The 16,251-nt window shown below is 73.3% G+C and carries 15 protein-coding genes; 7 read left to right on the forward strand and 8 right to left on the reverse strand.

Annotated elements, in window-relative coordinates; genetic code table 11:
- Nucleotide 1 precedes the first annotated feature (1 nt).
- The 3 genes from ACIQFX_RS25995 (at nucleotide 2) to pssA (ending at nucleotide 2,893) form a co-directional block, all read left to right on the forward strand.
- Nucleotides 2–1,207, forward strand: a complete 1,206-nt coding sequence (locus ACIQFX_RS25995; RefSeq protein ID WP_402467834.1) for an acyl-CoA dehydrogenase family protein — start codon at nucleotides 2–4, stop codon at nucleotides 1,205–1,207.
- 170 nt (nucleotides 1,208–1,377) lie between these two features.
- Nucleotides 1,378–2,034 carry a phosphatidylserine decarboxylase gene (locus ACIQFX_RS26000; RefSeq protein ID WP_033202964.1) on the forward strand — a complete coding sequence of 219 codons (657 nt, stop codon included), beginning with the start codon at nucleotides 1,378–1,380 and terminating at the stop codon, nucleotides 2,032–2,034.
- On the forward strand, nucleotides 2,027–2,893 hold the full coding sequence (pssA, locus tag ACIQFX_RS26005; RefSeq protein ID WP_402468216.1) for a CDP-diacylglycerol--serine O-phosphatidyltransferase: 867 nt from the start codon (nucleotides 2,027–2,029) through the stop codon (nucleotides 2,891–2,893). Before ACIQFX_RS26000 ends, pssA begins: the two co-directional genes overlap by 8 nt.
- 71 nt (nucleotides 2,894–2,964) lie before the next feature.
- On the opposite strand, the gene ACIQFX_RS26010 is transcribed toward pssA, so the two are convergent.
- The 6 genes from ACIQFX_RS26010 to ACIQFX_RS26035 all read right to left on the reverse strand — a co-directional run bounded on the left by ACIQFX_RS26010 (nucleotide 2,965) and on the right by ACIQFX_RS26035 (nucleotide 9,020).
- Nucleotides 2,965–3,981 carry a GNAT family N-acetyltransferase gene (locus ACIQFX_RS26010; RefSeq protein WP_402467837.1) on the reverse strand — a complete coding sequence of 339 codons (1,017 nt, stop codon included), beginning with the start codon at nucleotides 3,979–3,981 and terminating at the stop codon, nucleotides 2,965–2,967.
- 118 nt (nucleotides 3,982–4,099) lie between these two features.
- Nucleotides 4,100–5,365 (reverse strand): ABC transporter substrate-binding protein, encoded by a 1,266-nt coding sequence (locus ACIQFX_RS26015; RefSeq protein ID WP_402467840.1) that lies wholly within the window; start codon nucleotides 5,363–5,365, stop codon nucleotides 4,100–4,102.
- On the reverse strand, nucleotides 5,362–6,456 hold the full coding sequence (locus ACIQFX_RS26020; RefSeq protein ID WP_402467843.1) for a branched-chain amino acid ABC transporter permease: 1,095 nt from the start codon (nucleotides 6,454–6,456) through the stop codon (nucleotides 5,362–5,364). Before ACIQFX_RS26020 ends, ACIQFX_RS26015 begins: the two co-directional genes overlap by 4 nt.
- A complete protein-coding gene (locus tag ACIQFX_RS26025) occupies nucleotides 6,449–7,339 on the reverse strand; it encodes a branched-chain amino acid ABC transporter permease (RefSeq protein WP_376480350.1) in 891 nt (296 codons plus the stop codon). Before ACIQFX_RS26025 ends, ACIQFX_RS26020 begins: the two co-directional genes overlap by 8 nt.
- Complete coding sequence (locus tag ACIQFX_RS26030) at nucleotides 7,336–8,205, reverse strand: ABC transporter ATP-binding protein (protein ID WP_402467846.1); 870 nt, start codon at nucleotides 8,203–8,205, stop codon at nucleotides 7,336–7,338. Before ACIQFX_RS26030 ends, ACIQFX_RS26025 begins: the two co-directional genes overlap by 4 nt.
- Nucleotides 8,202–9,020 carry an ABC transporter ATP-binding protein gene (locus ACIQFX_RS26035; protein WP_402467849.1) on the reverse strand — a complete coding sequence of 273 codons (819 nt, stop codon included), beginning with the start codon at nucleotides 9,018–9,020 and terminating at the stop codon, nucleotides 8,202–8,204. The genes ACIQFX_RS26030 and ACIQFX_RS26035 overlap by 4 nt, the downstream gene beginning before the upstream one ends.
- 194 nt (nucleotides 9,021–9,214) lie before the next feature.
- Between ACIQFX_RS26035 and ACIQFX_RS26040 the strand changes: the two genes are divergently transcribed.
- Nucleotides 9,215–10,417: a PucR family transcriptional regulator gene (locus ACIQFX_RS26040; protein WP_402467851.1), complete on the forward strand. Its 1,203-nt coding sequence runs from the start codon at nucleotides 9,215–9,217 to the stop codon at nucleotides 10,415–10,417.
- A gap of 554 nt (nucleotides 10,418–10,971) precedes the next feature.
- Here ACIQFX_RS26040 and ACIQFX_RS26045 read toward each other — a convergent pair.
- Nucleotides 10,972–12,123 (reverse strand): glycerate kinase, encoded by a 1,152-nt coding sequence (locus ACIQFX_RS26045; protein ID WP_402467854.1) that lies wholly within the window; start codon nucleotides 12,121–12,123, stop codon nucleotides 10,972–10,974.
- A 112-nt stretch (nucleotides 12,124–12,235) separates the two neighbouring features.
- On the opposite strand from ACIQFX_RS26045, the gene ACIQFX_RS26050 reads away from it, so the two are divergent.
- Together ACIQFX_RS26050 and ACIQFX_RS26055 are read left to right on the forward strand one after the other, a co-directional pair.
- On the forward strand, nucleotides 12,236–13,912 hold the full coding sequence (locus ACIQFX_RS26050; RefSeq protein WP_402467857.1) for a BCCT family transporter: 1,677 nt from the start codon (nucleotides 12,236–12,238) through the stop codon (nucleotides 13,910–13,912).
- Between the two features lies 1 nt (nucleotide 13,913).
- Nucleotides 13,914–14,981, forward strand: coding sequence for an ADP-ribosylglycohydrolase family protein (locus tag ACIQFX_RS26055; RefSeq protein ID WP_402467860.1), 1,068 nt, complete (start codon nucleotides 13,914–13,916; stop codon nucleotides 14,979–14,981).
- A gap of 199 nt (nucleotides 14,982–15,180) precedes the next feature.
- Here the strand turns inward: ACIQFX_RS26055 and ACIQFX_RS26060 are convergent, their stop codons facing one another.
- A complete protein-coding gene (locus tag ACIQFX_RS26060; RefSeq protein WP_402467863.1) occupies nucleotides 15,181–15,384 on the reverse strand; it encodes a type II toxin-antitoxin system VapB family antitoxin in 204 nt (67 codons plus the stop codon).
- A 64-nt stretch (nucleotides 15,385–15,448) separates the two neighbouring features.
- Between ACIQFX_RS26060 and ACIQFX_RS26065 the strand changes: the two genes are divergently transcribed.
- Entirely contained in the window at nucleotides 15,449–16,168 is a 720-nt protein-coding gene (locus ACIQFX_RS26065; RefSeq protein ID WP_402467866.1) for an SIR2 family NAD-dependent protein deacylase, read from the forward strand.
- Nucleotides 16,169–16,251 lie beyond the last annotated feature (83 nt).

Raw genomic sequence — 16,251 nt, forward strand, 5'->3', positions numbered from 1 at the left:
CATGGCGCGTCTCGCCCAGACCCACGGTCTGACCGATGTCCAGCAGGAGATCCTCGCCACCGTCCGGGACTTCGTCGACAAGGAGATCATCCCGGTCGCGACGGAGCTCGAGCACCGCGACGAGTACCCCCAGGAGATCGTCGACGGGCTCAAGGAGCTCGGCGTCTTCGGCCTGATGATCCCCGAGGAGTACGGGGGCCTGGGCGAGTCACTGCTCACCTACGCGCTGTGCGTGGAGGAGATCGCCCGCGGCTGGATGTCGGTCTCCGGCATCATCAACACGCACTTCATCGTGGCGTACATGCTGAAGCAGCACGGCACCCAGGAGCAGAAGGACCACTTCCTTCCGCGGATGGCGGCCGGCGAGACCCGCGGCGCGTTCTCGATGTCCGAGCCGGGCCTCGGCTCGGACGTGTCGGCCATCACGTCCAAGGCGGTCAAGGACGGCGACGAGTACGTCCTCAACGGCCAGAAGATGTGGCTGACCAACGGCGGAACGTCAACGCTGGTGGCCGTTCTCGTCCGAAGTGACGAAGGACACCCCGAGGGCACCGCCCCCCACAAGTCGATGACGACCTTCCTCGTCGAGAAGGAGCCCGGCTTCGGAGAGGTCCGCCCCGGCCTCACCATCCCCGGGAAGATCGACAAGATGGGTTACAAGGGCGTCGACACGACCGAACTCATCATGGACGGACTGCGCATTCCGGCCAATCGGGTCCTCGGTGGCGTCACCGGCCGAGGGTTTTACCAAATGATGGACGGCGTCGAGGTCGGCCGCGTGAACGTGGCGGCCCGTGGTTGCGGCGTCGCTCAGCGTGCTTTCGAACTCGGTGTCTCGTATGCCCAGCAACGTCACACTTTCGGCAAGGCGATCGCTCAGCACCAGGCGATTCAGTTCAAGCTGGCCGAGATGGCTACCAAGGTCGAGGCCGCTCATGCCATGATGGTGAATGCAGCACGCAAAAAGGACTCCGGGGAACGAAACGACCTCGAAGCAGGGATGGCGAAGTACCTCGCCTCCGAATACTGCAAGGAGGTCGTCGAGGATGCCTTCCGTATTCACGGTGGCTACGGGTTCTCGAAGGAGTACGAGATCGAGCGCCTCTACCGGGAGGCGCCGATGCTGCTCATCGGTGAAGGTACCGCCGAGATCCAGAAAATGATCATTGGTCGTCGGCTGCTCGAGGAGTACCGATTCCAGGGTTGATTGTGGCTTTTGAGTCGGTTCGGCCGCGAAGAAGATCACACCCTGTGTTCGTCTTCCGGCCGTCGACTCGGTTCCTGGCTTGCCCAGTTGCGCCCCGCAACCGATAGCATCGCCGGAAAGCCGCCGTCCCCCCGTTGCCAGCGCGGCATCATCCGCTACGAAGGTCATCCATGCCCCACAGCCAAACCTCTGCACACCGCGACAGCCTTGCCGGCGTACGCCTCGCGCGCGGAGCATCGCCGTGGCTCCTCCCGACCGTCGCCACCGCGGCGCTCAGCCTCGTGCGCGCGCGCAAGTCGAAGCGTGCCGCGGCCATCGCCGTGCCGACCACCGCACTCGCGGCCGGCATGCTGTGGTTCTTCCGCGACCCCGAGCGCGAGATCGCTCAGGGCCGGGTCATCTCCCCCGCCGACGGTGTGGTGCAGAGCATCATGCCGTGGAAGGACGGACGCACCCGGGTCGCCATCTTCATGAGCCCGCTGAACGTGCACGTCAACCGCGCACCGCTGGCCGGCACGGTCACGTCCGTGGAGCACGTCCCCGGCGGGTTCGTCCCGGCGTTCAACAAGGAGAGCGAGAACAACGAGCGCGTTGTCTGGCACTTCGACACCGAACTCGGCGACATCGAGATGGTGCAGATCGCGGGCGCCGTCGCTCGGCGCATCGTGCCGTACATCCCGCAGGGGACGAAGGTGGAGCAGGGTGACCGGATCGGTCTGATCCGCTTCGGCTCGCGGGTCGACATCTACCTCCCGGAGGGTGTCGAGGTCGCCGTCGAGGTCGGGCAGGCCACGACCGCGGGGGTGACTCGCATTGACCGTGATTGATCCCGACACACGGGCCGCCGAATGGGTCGCCGACGCCGAGGCGGAGGCGGCCGAAGAGGCCGAGGAGATGCCGCTGTCGCTGAGGCTGTCCATAGCGGACGCCCTCACGCTCGGTAACGCCACGTGTGGCTTCATGGCGGTCTACTTCACGACGACCGGCATCCTGATCCCGCACCTCACCGGCAGCTCCGAGACGGGAATGGCCCGCAACAGCGCCGCCACCGCGGTGATACTGATGCTGTGCGCGGCGATCTTCGACCTCTTCGACGGCATCGTGGCGCGCAAGCTCCGCAGCTCGCCGATGGGTGCCGAGCTCGACAACCTGTCGGACCTGATCAGCTTCGGTCTCGCCCCGGCCTACTTCGTACTCGTGTACGGCATGGTCGCGGACGACGCTCAGCAGAAGGTCTCGGCCGTGGCCGCGATCGTGGTGCTGCTCGCGGTGGTGCTGCGGCTGGCGAGGTTCTCGTGCGTGACGATGAAGGACGGCATGTTCCAGGGCATGCCGAGCCCCTTCGGCGCGCTGACGGTCGTCTCGATCGTGCTCCTGGAGCTGCCGTTCATCCCGACGCTCCTCGCGATCATCGGGGTGGCCTGGCTGATGGTGAGCCGGGTCGAGTACCCGAAGCCGCGGGGCGTCCTCGCGGTGGCGATGCTCAGCTGGATCGTCGGTGCGATGGCCATGCTGGCGGCCTGGGCGTTCGACGCTCCGGGCGGGGCGTTCCTGCTCCAGACCGGCTGCGCCCTCCAGGTCGTGCTGGGCGCCGTGATCCCCCTCTTCGCGACGGCCCGCCGAGTGAACACCTTCCGCGACAACCGGCGCGAGAGCCGGGAGGCACGGGCGGCGCAGCTGCCCTAGCGGACGAAGCGGTACGAGAAGGGCCCCGGGAGGCATCGGCCTCCCGGGGCCCTTTCGCGTGCCCTGTGCCCCTACGGGGTGTCGTCCTGCCCGAGGCGCTTGTAGTAGAGCGTGGTGGGGCGGAGGGTTCCGGACGGGTCGGCGGCGAAGTCCGGGACGGTCCCGGCGGCCGTCCAGCCCGCGGCGCGGTAGAGGCGCTCGGCGGGGCTGTCGGTCCGGGTGTCCAGGACGAGCAGGGTGAGGCCGGTGGCGGCGGCGTGCGCCTCGGCCGCGGCGAGCAGGCGCCGTCCGAGGCCCCGGCCCCGGGCGGAGCGGTGGACGAGGAGCCGGGCGATCTCGCCGCGGTGGGCGCCGTTGGCGGTGCCCGCGCGGACGAGGGTGACGACGCCGACCGGGCGGCCGTCGGGGCCGGGGGCCGCCCAGACGTCCCGCACGCCCTCGGCGGCCTCCTCGGCGACGCGGGACCACCAGGCGGCCGCCTCGGCCGCTTCCAGAGGCGCCAGGAAGCCGACGGAGGCGCCGCCGTCCACGGCGTCGACGAGGAGCGCGGCGAGGCCGTCGGCGGCGTGGGCGCGTACGGCCTCGGGGGACAGCCGCTCGACGGCGTCGAGCGGCTTCTCCAGGCAGAGCAGGTCGGGCCGGTCGTCCCAGGGGGCGACGGTGGCGAAGCCGAGGCTCCGGTAGAGGGCGAGCGGCTCGTCGCGCCAGGACCAGACCGTGAGGCGCACGGCGGGCGCCCCGGACGCGGCGGCCCGGCGCAGGGCCTCGGCCATCAGCGACCTCGCGAGGCCCTTCCGCCTCGCACCGGGCGCCACCCAGAGCCGCTTGATCTCGGGGGCGCGCCCGTCGCGGGGAGCCTTGAGGACGACGCAGCCGGCCGGCGCGTCGGCGCCGGCCGGGGTGGCGAGCAGGACCGTGTCGGCGGCGAAGGCGGCGGCCGGGTCCTCGGCCTCGACGCGGTACACGGCCGGGAGCTCGGCGACCGTGCCCACCGCCGTCCCCTTCTCCTCCTGGTTGACCAGGTGGTAGGCGCCGAGCAGGCCGGCGAGCCGCGGGTGGGAACGGTTCTCCTCGATGCGTGGCTTCATGGGCCCGAGCTTCACACCGAGATGTTTCGGGCAGGTGAAGACCGCCCGGGCCCCGGCGCCCGGGTCGGGCGGGTCGGGCGGGTCCCGGTCCGCCCGGGCGGCGGACCGGGTGCGGGGGTCAGGGCGTGTAGGACGCGGCCGCGTCCGAGACGAACGGCTGCCGGACCGTGCGCATGCCGCCGGGGACGGACTTGTCGGGCTGGAGGATGACGGACTCGCGGGACGACGGCGCCTCGGGGTCGCCGAGGTCGTGGGTCATGCCGAAGCCGGCGTCGTGGGCCTTCATCGTGAGGAGGGCCTTGTCGACGCCCTCGCGGGTGAGGTCCTTGTCGGCGCAGGCCTTCTTCAGCGCCTCGCCGAAGACGCTCGCGGCGGTCCAGCCGGCGACGATGCCGTTGTCGAGGCCGTCGTTCGGGTAGGCCGCCCGGTAGTCGGCGACCAGCTTCTTCGCGGTGGGGGTGTCCGCGCCGATGGGCAGGCTCGGGGAGGCGAACCAGTACATCTTCTCCAGGGCGGGCCCGGCCTGGGTGCCGAGCAGCTGCGGGGCGAAGGCCGAGTTGTTGCCGACGACCGGCACCCTGAGGCCGGTGGCGGCGGCGACGCCGACGAGGGAGGCGGCCTGGCGGGGTCCCGCGCTGATGACGACGGCCTTGACCCCGGCCTGCTTGAGCGCCGCGACCTGCGCCGACATGTCGTTGTCGGTGGGCTTGATCTTCTGCTCGACGACGGTCAGGCCCGCCTTGCCGGCCGCGTACTTCGAGCCGGTGAGCGCGTTCTCGCCGTAGTCGCCCTCGAAGTAGACGTGGCCGAGCTTGTCGCCCGCCTTCAGGCCCTTGTCCTTGACCAGGAAGTCCACGGCGTTGATCGTCTCGACGTCGTACGTGGCGCCCAGGACGCGGATGTACGGGGAGCCGAGCAGCGAGGCCGACCAGGCCTGCGGCAGGACGAGGCCCTTGTCCTGGCCGTCGACGCGGGACTTCACGGCGGCGACGAACGGGGAGCCGATGAACTGGGGGTAGCCGACGACCTTCGGCTCCAGCTCGGTGTAGGCGGCGAGCGCCTTCTGCGGGTCGTAGCCGTGGTCCCGGACCGTCAGCTCCAGCTGCCGGCCGCAGATCCCGCCGGCGGCGTTGACCTGCTTCACGTACAGCTGCTGGGCCTGGGTGACGCTCTTGCCGAGGGTCGCGTACACCCCGGTCATGTCGGTGAGCGCGCCGAGGGTGATCGTCTTGTCCGTGACGCCCTCGCCGGTCTTCACCCCGCCCGCGCCGGTCTCCTTGCCGTCACCGGTCCTCGCCTTGGAACTGCATCCGGCGGCGGTGAGCGCGACCAGTGCGGCGAGCGCCGCGGCCAGGCCCCGCACGGCCTGTCGTCCGTGGTTCATCGTGCCTCTCCTGAGGGTCGGTCTGACGTGGGGGTCTTGCGTGCCCGGGCGGCGAGGCGGACCAGGCCGCCGGGCAGGAACAGCACCACCGCGACGACGGCGGCGCCGTACAGGTAGCGCGCCGCCTCCCCCGGTGCGATCCCGCCCGTCCCGGGGGCGGAGACCAGGGGCAGGGCGTCGCTGTAGCGGGTGAGGAGCTGCGGCAGGAGGGAGACGAAGACCCCTCCGGCCACCGCGCCCGCGACCGAGCCGAGACCGCCGATGACGATCATGGCCAGGTATTCGAGGGACAGCGCCATGCCGAAGTACTCGGGCACGGTGCGCTGGAAGACCAGGGCGAGCAGGACGCCCGCCAGGCCCGCGTACATGGACGACAGGACGAAGACGGCGGCGCGGTAGCGGGCCACCGGGATGCCCATGACGCCGGCGGCGATCCGGTGGTCCCTGATGGCGTTCATCGCCCGCCCCGGACGGCCGCCGAGGACCCCGCGGGCGAAGAGGACACCGCCGGCGAGCAGCACGAGCCCCAGGTACCAGAGCTTCTCGACGGCACCGAACGGCACCTGGGCGACGAGGAGTTCGGTGTCGTCGAAGGTGAGGCCGAAGAGGGAGAGCGGGGGCACGGCACGGCCGTTGTAGCCGCCGGTGACGTCGTGGGCGTTGAACAGCACGTGCTGGCCGATGAAGATCAGCGCGAGGGTGGCGATGCCCAGGTACGCGCCCCGCAGCCGCCCCGCGATGGGGCTGAACACCCCGCCCGCCAGGCCCGCGAGGGCGACCGCGAGGACGGCGGCGAGCCAGCCGGGCAGGCCGAGGCCGGCCAGGCCGTCCGCGCCGTCGCCGGCGAAGGCGCAGTAGCCGTAGGCGCCGACGGCGAGGAAGAAGGCGTGCCCCATCGACAGCTGGCCGGTCGCGCCGGTCAGCAGGTTGATGCCGACGGCGCCCAGCGCGGCGGCCATCGCGAACAGCCCGGCCTGGAGCCAGAAGCGGTCCAGGTAGAACGGGAGCGCGGCGAGCAGCAGGCCCGCGGCGGACCAGCCGTACACCCGGGTGCGGACCCGGACGGCGGGGCGGGTGAGGGTCTCAGACACGCGCGAGCTCCTTCGTGCCGAACAGTCCGGCCGGGCGGATCAGCAGCACCGCGACCATCACCAGGTACGGGGCGACGTCGCCGATCCCCCGGCCGAGGAACGCCAGGTCGCCCTGGTAGCCGGTGGCGAGGGACTCCGTGATCCCCACCAGCAGCCCGCCGACCAGGGCGCCCGTGGTGGAGTCGAGGCCGCCGAGGATGGCGGCGGGGAAGGCCTTCAGGGCGGCGAGCGACGTGGCCCGCTCCAGGCCGGGGGTCGGGAAGACCGTCAGGAACAGGGCGGCGACGGCGGCGAGACCGCCCGCCACCGCCCAGGCGCCCAGCGAGACCCGGCCGAGCCGGATGCCCATCAGGGCGGCGGTCTCCTGGCTCTCCGCCGCGGCCCGCATGGCCACGCCCCAGGACGTGTACCGGAAGGCGAGCAGGAACGCCGTGATCAGCAGGGCCGCGGCGAGGAGCGCCGCGATCCTGGTCTCGGCGATCGTCACCGGGCCCACCGTGACCACGGCGTCGCCCCACGGATCGCCGAGGGCGAGGATGTCGGTGCCGATCCGCCGGGTCAGCTCGGTGGCGAGGAGGATGTCGACGCCGATCGTGACGATCGCGAGGACGCTGTGGTCGGCGCCCCGGTGCCGGCGCATCACCAGGAACTCGACGGCCGCGCCGACCACCGCCGCGCCCGCCACCCCGGCGAGCAGCGCGGGCCAGAAGCCGATCGTGTCGTGCAGCACCGCGGTGACGTAGCCGCCGGCGAGCAGGAGCGAGGCGTGGGCGAAGTTCACGACCTCCGTGGCGCGGAAGATCACCACGAAGCCGAGGGCGATGAGGGCGTAGATCGAGCCCAGCGAGACGCCGTTGATCAGGAATTCGGCGAAGGTGCTCACGCGGCGGTCTCCTCTCCGAGGTAGGCGCGGACGACCGCCGGGTCGTTCTGCACGTCGGCGGGTGCCCCGTCGGCGATCCGGCGGCCGAAGTCGAGGACGGTCACGGAATCGGCGAGCCGCATCACCAGGCCCATGTCGTGCTCCACGAGCAGCACCGAGATGCCGAGGCTGTCGCGGACCCCCGCGATGACCGAGGCGGTACGGCGCCGCTCGTCGGCCGTCATCCCCGCCACCGGTTCGTCCAGCAGCAGCAGCTTCGGCTCCATGCACAGCGCGCGGGCCAGCTCGGCGAGCTTCTGCTGCCCGTACGGCAGCGAGCCCGCGGGCCGCGCGAGCTGCCCCTCCAGGCCCACGAACGCCGCGATCTCCCGGACCCGCGCCCGGTGCCTCGCCTCCTCCCGCGCCGCCGACGGCAGCCGCAGCCCCGCCGCCAGGAAGCCGGTGCGGGTCAGCCGGTGCCGACCCAGCATCAGGCTGTCCTCCACGGTGGCGCGCGGCGGCAGCGCCAGGTTCTGGAAGATCCTGCCGACCCCCAGGTCCGCGATCCGGTGCGGAGCCAGGGCGGTCAGCTCGTGCGGACCGAACCGGACCGAGCCCCCGGTCGCCCGGTAGACGCCCGAGAGCACGTTGAAGCACGTGGACTTCCCCGCCCCGTTGGGCCCGATCAGGGCGTGCACGGTGCCCGGCCGCACGGTGAAGCCGACACCGTCGAGAGCGGTCAACCCGGCGAACCGGACGGTGACGTCGCGGACTTCGAGGGCGGGGACATCGGGCGGGGGCGGTACGGGGGCGGGCCCGGGCGGTACGGGGGCGGCGGGCCCGGCGGTGGGCTCCGGCCGCTCCCCCGGCGGCGGGGTGCTCGTCATCGGGTTTCCTCCCAGCGGGACAGGACCGGGTGGGCGGCGCGCGCCACGGCGGCATCGGCCGCGGCCGCCTCGTCGACGACGCCCAGGTAGCGGCGGCGGACCTCGTCCGAGGCGGCCAGCTCCGCGGCGGGACCGGAGAGCGTGACCTCGCCGACCTCCAGGACGTACGCGAGGGAGGCGAGCCGCAGCGCGAGCGCCGCGTTCTGCTCGACGAGGAGCACCGCCGTGCCCTGCGCGTTGATCTCCCGGACGGCGTCGGCGATCCGGGCCGCCATCAGCGGCGCCAGACCGAGGGACGGCTCGTCGAGGAGCAGCAGCCCCGGCTCCGCCATCAGCGCGCGGCCGACGGCGAGCATCTGCTGCTCGCCCCCGGAGAGCAGCCCGGCCTGCTGACGGGCCCGGTCGGCCAGGACGGGGAAGAGCTCGTGGACCCGCCGCAGCGCCGCCGCCTTCGCGGACCGGCCGCCGCGCCCGCCGAGCGCGCCCGCCCGCAGGTTGTCCTCGACCGACATCCGGGCGAAGACCTGGCGGCCCTCCGGCACCTGCGAGACACCGGCCGCGACGACCCGGTCGGGCGGCAGCCCGTCGAGCGGCCGGCCGTCACGGCTCACCGTGCCCGAGACCACGGCGCCGCCGTGGAAGCGCAAGGTGCGCGAGACGGCCCGCAGCAGCGTGGACTTCCCGGCCCCGTTGCCTCCCAGGACCGTGACGACCGCGCCGGCCGGCACGGTCAGCGAGACCCGCCGCAGCGCGTGCACGGGCCCGTATCCCGCCGTCAGGTCCGTCACCTGGAGGGCGGGTGCGGTGCCTCCCATGGTTCCCCTTTCCCCGGCCGCCCTGGTCACCGGCCGTGCAGTGGCGCTCACCCCAGCACCGCCCCCGACCGCCCGTCCACGCCCCGCGGCCGAAACGCTGCCGGTGACCAGCGGGCACGGCGAAGGGCTGTGCATGCGCACAACGCTGCGCGTCAGGGCTGTGCCCGGGGGCCCGGGCAGTGGATCCTCCCGGCATGGGACGGCGCAGACGGCGGACCGGTGACGACTGGAAGGTGCTCGCCCAGGCGTGCGCGGCACTTCTGGAACGGGTACCGGAACTGGTGGACGAGCATCTACGGGAACTCCACGCGTACGAACCCGCCTACGGGCGGATCCTCCCGTACGACCAGCACTGGCAAGAGGCCCAGGAGGCCATGCAGATCGGGATCGAGATGATCGCGGCCCCCCGCGACTCGCCCCGGCGCGACCTCGAACACGCCGACGAGATGGGCCGGCGGCGGGCCGCCCAGGGCATGCCCCTGGAACTCGTCGTCCACGCCTACCGGCACGCCGGACACCTGGTGTGGGACGCGCTCATCGAAAGCGCCGGAACCGACACGAGGCAGCTCGCCGCGCTCATGCAGTCCGCCACCACGGTGTGGTCCGCCGTGGACGCCCAGGCCGACACCGCGTCCGAGGCCTACCGGTCCGCCGAACTCGAACTCCGCCGCCGCACCGACGAACAGCTCAAAGCCCTCCTCGACGCCCTCCTCCAGGGCCAGCGCTCCCCCGAACTCGTCTCACGCGCCGCGGCCGGCCTCGACCTCCCCGAACAGGGCCGGTACGCGGTCGTCGTCCTCCGCTACGACCGCCGCGAGGAACGCGAACCCTTCCACCGGCAGGTCCAGGGCGAAGGCGTCCGCTTCCTCTGGCGCATGGGGGCCGACTGCGAACTCGGCGTCGTCGCGCTCGCCGGCGACACCGGCCTCGACGCGCTGACCGAACTCCTCGACGGCCGCTGCCCCGGCCCCGGCGGCATCAGCCCCGTCGTCCTCGGCCTCACCGAACTCGGCCGCGCCCGGCGGCTCGCCGAGCTCGCGCTCCGCACCTGCCCGCCCGGCAGCCGCGCCATCGTCCGCCTCGACCGCCGCATGTCGGCCGCCCTCGTCGTCTCCCAGCCCGACATGGCCCACCTCCTCGTCTCCGACGTCCTCGGCGCGCTCCTCGAACTCGACCCCGCCGACCGGGCGGTCCTCCTCGAAACCCTCGACACGTGGCTCGACTGCGAAGGCTCCGCCGGGCGGGCGGCCGGGCGGCTCTACTGCCACCGCAACACCGTCTTCAACCGCCTCCGCCGACTGGAACAACTCACGTCCCGCTCCCTCTCCCGCCCGCGGGACCTCACGGAGATGACCCTCGCCCTCGACGCCTTCCGCCTCACCGCCCCGCCCCCATAACCCCGCCGTGCGGCGGCCCCCTCCACCCGGCCCACCCCGTCCCGGGCCTTCCCCGCGCCGGGGCGGCACCCAGCCCCGCGCCCGCCACCCCCGTCGTGGGCATCCGTCCCGCCGGGGCGGGCGCAGCCCGCACGAGGCGGGGGGGCGCAGCCCGCACGGCGGGCCAGGGCGGCGGGCACGGGCCCGCACGGGCAGTGGGGCGCCAGGGCCAACGTGGGTGCGAGGGCCGCCGGGCGCGGGCTGGCGCGGCGGGCGCGGGCCCGCACCGTGGGTGGTGGGCGTGGGGCCCGAGACGGAGGGTGATGCCCGCCGACCCGAGACGGAGGGTGGCGCCCGCCGACCCGGGCGGGGGCGGGACGCACCCAGCGGGGTGCGGGGGCGCGGCCCGGCTCGGGCGGGGGCGGGACGCACCCAGCGGGGTGCGGGGGCGCGGCCCGGCTCGGGCGGGGGCGGGACGCACCCAGCAGGGTGCGGGGGCGCGGCCCGGCTCGGGCGGGGGCGGGACGGGAGGCGTCCAGTGGGGTGCGGGGGCGCGGCCCGGCTCGGGTGGGGGGTTAGGAGAGGAAGTCGTGGGCGATGGCGGTGGCGGTGGATTCGAGGAGGGGGCCCGCGTTGGCGATGCACTTGGCGGTGTCGGGCTCGAGGGCGGTGAGGGGGTAGGCGCGGCGGATGCCGGCGGCGCCGAGGGCCTCCGGGGGGAGGGCGAGGCGGCCGCAGACGGCGACGACTTCCTTGCCGGCGGCACGCGCGGCGGCGGCGACGCCGGCGGGGGCCTTGCCGTGGAGGGTCTGTTCGTCGAGGGAGCCTTCGCCGGTGATGACGAGGGTGGCGCGCTCGAGGGCGGGGGCGAAGCCGAGGACGTCGAGCATGAGCTCGATGCCGGGGCGGAAGCTCGCGCCGAGGATGAGGGCGCCGTAGCCGATGCCGCCGGCGCCGCCGGCGCCGGGGGCGAGGGCGGCTTCGGCGGCCTTGGGGCCGATGGCCTTCTCGAGGACGGTGGCGAAGTGGGCGAGGGCCGCGTCGAGGGTGCGGACGTCGTCGGGGGTGGCGCCCTTCTGGGGGCCGTAGACGGCGGGGGCGCCCTTGGGTCCGGTGAGCGGGTTGTCGACGTCGCTGGCGAGGATGAGGTCGATGTCCGCGAAGCGGGGGTCGAGGCCGCCGAGGTCGGCGGTGGCGAGGTCGGCGAGCGCCGCGCCGCCGGGGCCGACGGGCTCGCCGGCCGCGTCGAGGAGGCGGGCGCCGAGCGCGGCGAGCATGCCGGCGCCGCCGTCGGTGGTGGCGCTGCCGCCGACGCCGAAGACGATGGTGGTGGCGCCCGCGTCGAGGGCGGCCCGGAGGAGCTCGCCGGAGCCGTAGGTCGTGGCGGTGAGCGGGGCGAAGACCCCGGCAGGGAGGAGCTGGAGGCCGGAGGCCTCCGCCATCTCGACGACCGCGGTGGTGCCGCGCAGCGCGTAGGCCGCGACGACGGGCTCGCCGAGGGGTCCCGTGACGGGCACCTCTCGGCGTTCGAATCCGGCCGCCACGGCCGCCGCGACGGTGCCGTCGCCGCCGTCGGCGACGGGCAGGGTCTCCACCGTGAGGTCGGGGAGGACCCGTCGGAGTCCTGCGGTGACCCGCTCCGCGACCTGCACGGCCGTGAGCGAGCCCTTGAACTTGTCGGCCGCCACGAGCACGTGAGCGACCTGAGTTGCTGCTCCGTCCGTCACCTTGCATCCCTTGCTTTCGAACGTGCAGTCGCGCCGAGGCCGACCCTATCCGTACCGCCAGACGGCGTGCCACCCCCTGATGAGGGGATATTCCGCACCATAGTGGGGTCGCATGAGTACGGAACCGATCGAACGGGCCCCGCGCGAGCGGCACGCGCCCGATGGCAGGGTCATCGGGATCGGGGTGGCGGCGGTGGTGGCGGCGGTGGCCTGGGCGGCGCTGGGCGAGGAATCGTTCGACAGCGCGTCCTCCACGGCGCTGAGGTGGGTCCTGTCGAACTTCGCCTGGCTCTTCGTGGTCGCCGCGGACACCTTCCTGGTGCTGTGCGTGGTGATCGCGTTGAGCCGGTTCGGGCGGATCAGGCTGGGTGCGGACGACTCGGAGCCGGAGTTCACGAACCTGGCGTGGATCGCGATGATGTTCAGCGCCGGCATGGGAATCGGTCTGATGTTCTACGGGGTCGGGGAGCCGCTGCAGCACTTCCTGAGCCCGCCGCCGGCGAGCGGTGTGCCGGCGGAGTCGGGTGCGGCGGCCCGTACGGCGCTGGAGTACTCGTTCTTCCACTGGACGCTGACGCCGTGGGCGATCTACGGCATCGCGGGGCTCGCGCTGGCGTACGCGGGCTTCCGCAAAGGCCGCGGGAACCGGCTGAGCTCGGCGTTCGTGCCGCTGATGGGGGTGCGGCGGGCGGACGGGTGGCAGGGGAAGGCGATCGATCTGCTCGCGGTGTTCGCGACGGTGTTCGGTACGGCGACGAGTCTGGGGCTCGGCGCGCTGCAGGTGGCCGAGGGGCTGAACCTGACCATGGACGTGGAGAACTCGACGACGACCCAGCTGGTCGTCATCGTGGCGCTGTCGGCGGCCTTCGTCCTGTCGGCGTTCTCGGGGCTCCACAAGGGCGTGAAGTGGCTGTCCACGATGAACATCGTGCTCGCGGCCTGCCTGATGGTCTTCGTCTTCCTGCTCGGCCCGACCGTGTACATCCTGGACACCGTCCCGGCGTCCGTCGGCGGCTACCTCCACCAGCTGCTGCCGATGGCGAGCCGTACGGGCGCGTTCACGGACCGTGCCTGGCTGGGGACGTGGACGATCTTCTACTGGGCGTGGTGGCTGTCGTGGGCGCCGTTCGTCGGCACCTTCATCGCCCGGATCTCGCGCGGCCGGACGATCAGGGAGTTCCTGACGGGGGTGCTGCTCGTGCCGTCGGGGGCGACGGTGGTGTGGTTCTGCGTGATGGGTGGTACGGCGATCCGGCTGCAGTCGACGGGCGCGGCCGACCTGGCGACGGCGGTGGGAGACGGGGTGGAGGCCTCGCTGTTCGCGATGCTGGAGGCGCTGCCGATCGGCACGGTCACCTCGGTGGTCGCGATGCTGCTGGTGATGACGTACTTCATCACCAGCGCCGACTCCGCCTCGCTGGTGATGGGCTCGCTGACGAGCCGCGGTTCGCTGAATCCCCCGACGTGGCTGGTGGTGACCTGGGGTGTCCTGATGGCGGCGGTGGCGGCGGTGCTGCTGGTGGTGGGCGGTCTGGGCTCGTTGCAGACGGCGACGATCCTGGTGGCGCTGCCGTTCGTGGTGGTGATGCTGGTGCTGTGCTTCGCCCTCCTGAAGGAGCTGCGCGAGGACCCGGGGGCGGGTCCGGCCCGGCACCAGGCCCTGCACGGGTTGCGGGACGCGGTGCGGACGCTGGTCGGCGAGGCGATGACGGAGCGGGCCGGCGGCGGCCGTCAGGACCCGCCGCGCCGGGCCGGGGCGGACGCGGGGCGTCCCGAGGGCGGGGCCTGAGGTGCCCGGGGCGTACGAAGGACTCGCGGACCGGATCCTGGGCGGCTGGACGGGCCGGATCGCCGGGAACATGCTCGGCAAGCCGGTGGAGCGGGGTGACCACTGGACGCGTGAGCACATCGACGCGTACCTGCGGTTGACGGACGCGCTGCCGCTGACGGACTACCTGCCGCCTCCGCCGCCGGGGGCGACCGGGTTCGAGCTGCGGCCCGAGTGGCCGGTGTGCGTGCGCGGCGGGGTCGACGGGAGCTGCCGGGACGACGACGTCGACTGGTCGGTCCTCGGGCTGCACGTCCTGGAGACCCGCGGGTTCGCGTTCACGACCGAGCAGCTCGGCGAGGAGTGGCTGCTGCGGCTGCCGTACCTCCAGACGTTCACGGCGGAGCGGGCCGCGTACCGGAACCTCGTGAACGGGCTGCGGCCGCCGCTGTCGGCCACGTACGACAATCCCCACCAGGAGTGGATCGGTGCGCTGATCCGGGCCGACGTCTACGGCTGGACGTGCCCGGGCGACCCGCGCCGGGCGGCCTCGCTCGCCCGCCGGGACGCGGTCCTCTCGCACACCGGGAACGGCGTGTACGGGGCGATGTGGGCGGCGGCCGTGATCGCGGCGGCCTTCACGGCGCCGGACGTCCGGTCGGCCCTGGAGGCGGGGCTGGCCCAGGTGCCGGCGAGCAGCCGGCTCGCCCGTACGGTCCGCGGGACGATCGCGCTGCACGAGTCGGGCCTCGACTGGTCCGCGGCGCTCGGCGAGCTCGCGGAGCGCACGGCGGGGCTCGGCTGGATCCACGTCGTCCCGAACGCGGCCGTGCTCACCGCCGGACTCCTGTACGGGGAAGGGGACTTCACCCGCACGATCGCGCTGACCGTGCGGGGCGGCCTGGACACGGACTCCAACGGGGCGACGGCGGGTTCGGTGGCGGGGGTGATGTGCGGGGCGGCCGCGATCCCGCCGCAGTGGTCGGAGCCGCTGCGGGACCGGGTGCGCAGCGCGGTGTTCGGCTTCGACGGCGTCCGGATCAGTGAACTGGCCCGGCGGACCCTGCGGTTGGCCGCGCCTCCCGCGTGACAGGAGGGGCGGCGGTCCGGTCGGTGGCGGCCGGTTCGGTGGTGGTCGGCTTCGGGTCCACGGGGCGGACCATGGACGACACGGCCGCGGAGAAGAGCGGCAAAACACCGACGATCAGGACGAGGACCGCCACGAGGATCCAGAAGCACCCGCCGATCACCAGGCGGGCGCGCCGGTCGGACGCGTCCGGCACCGGCGCTCAGCCCTGCGGGGGTTCCGGCGGGACGACCTCGCCGGTGCGGTGGGCCTCGTCGCGGCTGACGGCCCTGGCCTCGGTGCGGTGGCCGCGGGCGATGTAGTCGCGCACGACGGCTTCGACGGCGTCCTGGGGGTTGCCGATTCCGGCCAGGACCATGACTTCCACGACGAGTTCGGCATCGAGCGCGATGTTCACCTTGGCCATGGCGGGAACCTAACACCCGGAAACCCGTTCGCGGGGGCGGATTCCCGTGCCTAGGGTCGGTCGTATGACGATGGTGGCGATTCTCAGCGGAGCCGGTATCTCGACGGACTCGGGCATCCCCGACTACCGGGGGCCGAACGGCGTCTGGCGACGGGACCCCGAGGCCGAGCGGCTCGTCACCTACGGGCCGTACATGGCCGACCCCGAGATCCGCCGCCGCTCGTGGCGCATGCGACTCGACGGTCCGGTCCTGAGGGCCGAGCCGAACGTGGCGCACCGCGCCCTCGCGGCGTACGAGCGGAGCAGCGGCAACGCGCTGCGGGTGATCACGCAGAACGTGGACGGACTGCACCAGGCCGCCGGGGTGCCCGAGCGGAAGGTGCTCGAACTCCACGGCTCGGCGCGGTCGGTGGTGTGCACGGGGTGCCACGCCCGTTCGTCGATGGCGGAGGCGCTCGACCGGGTGCGGGCCGGTGAGGACGACCCGGCGTGCCGGGTGTGCGACGGGATCCTGAAGTCGGCGACGGTGATGTTCGGGCAGAGGCTCGATCCGGAGGTCCTCGGCCGGGCGATGTCGATCGCCAAGGCCGCCCAGGTGTTCGTCGCGGTCGGCAGCAGCCTGCAGGTCCAGCCGGCCGCTTCCCTCGCGGGGATCGCGGCCGAGCACGGCGCCCGGCTGATCATCGTGAACGCCGAGCCCACCCCGTACGACCCCGTCGCCGACGAAGTCGTCCGCGAGCCGATCGGCACGGCGCTGCCCGCGCTGCTCGACCGGCTCCGGTAGCCGCGGCTAGTGCTGTGGCCGGAAAGGTCCGCCGGTTCGCGGCGTCCGGTGCACGGGGCCTCCCCAGGCCCGCCAGGGCCGAG

It is taken from the genome of Streptomyces sp. NPDC093089, from assembly GCF_044754405.1.
GTDB lineage: Bacteria > Actinomycetota > Actinomycetes > Streptomycetales > Streptomycetaceae > Streptomyces.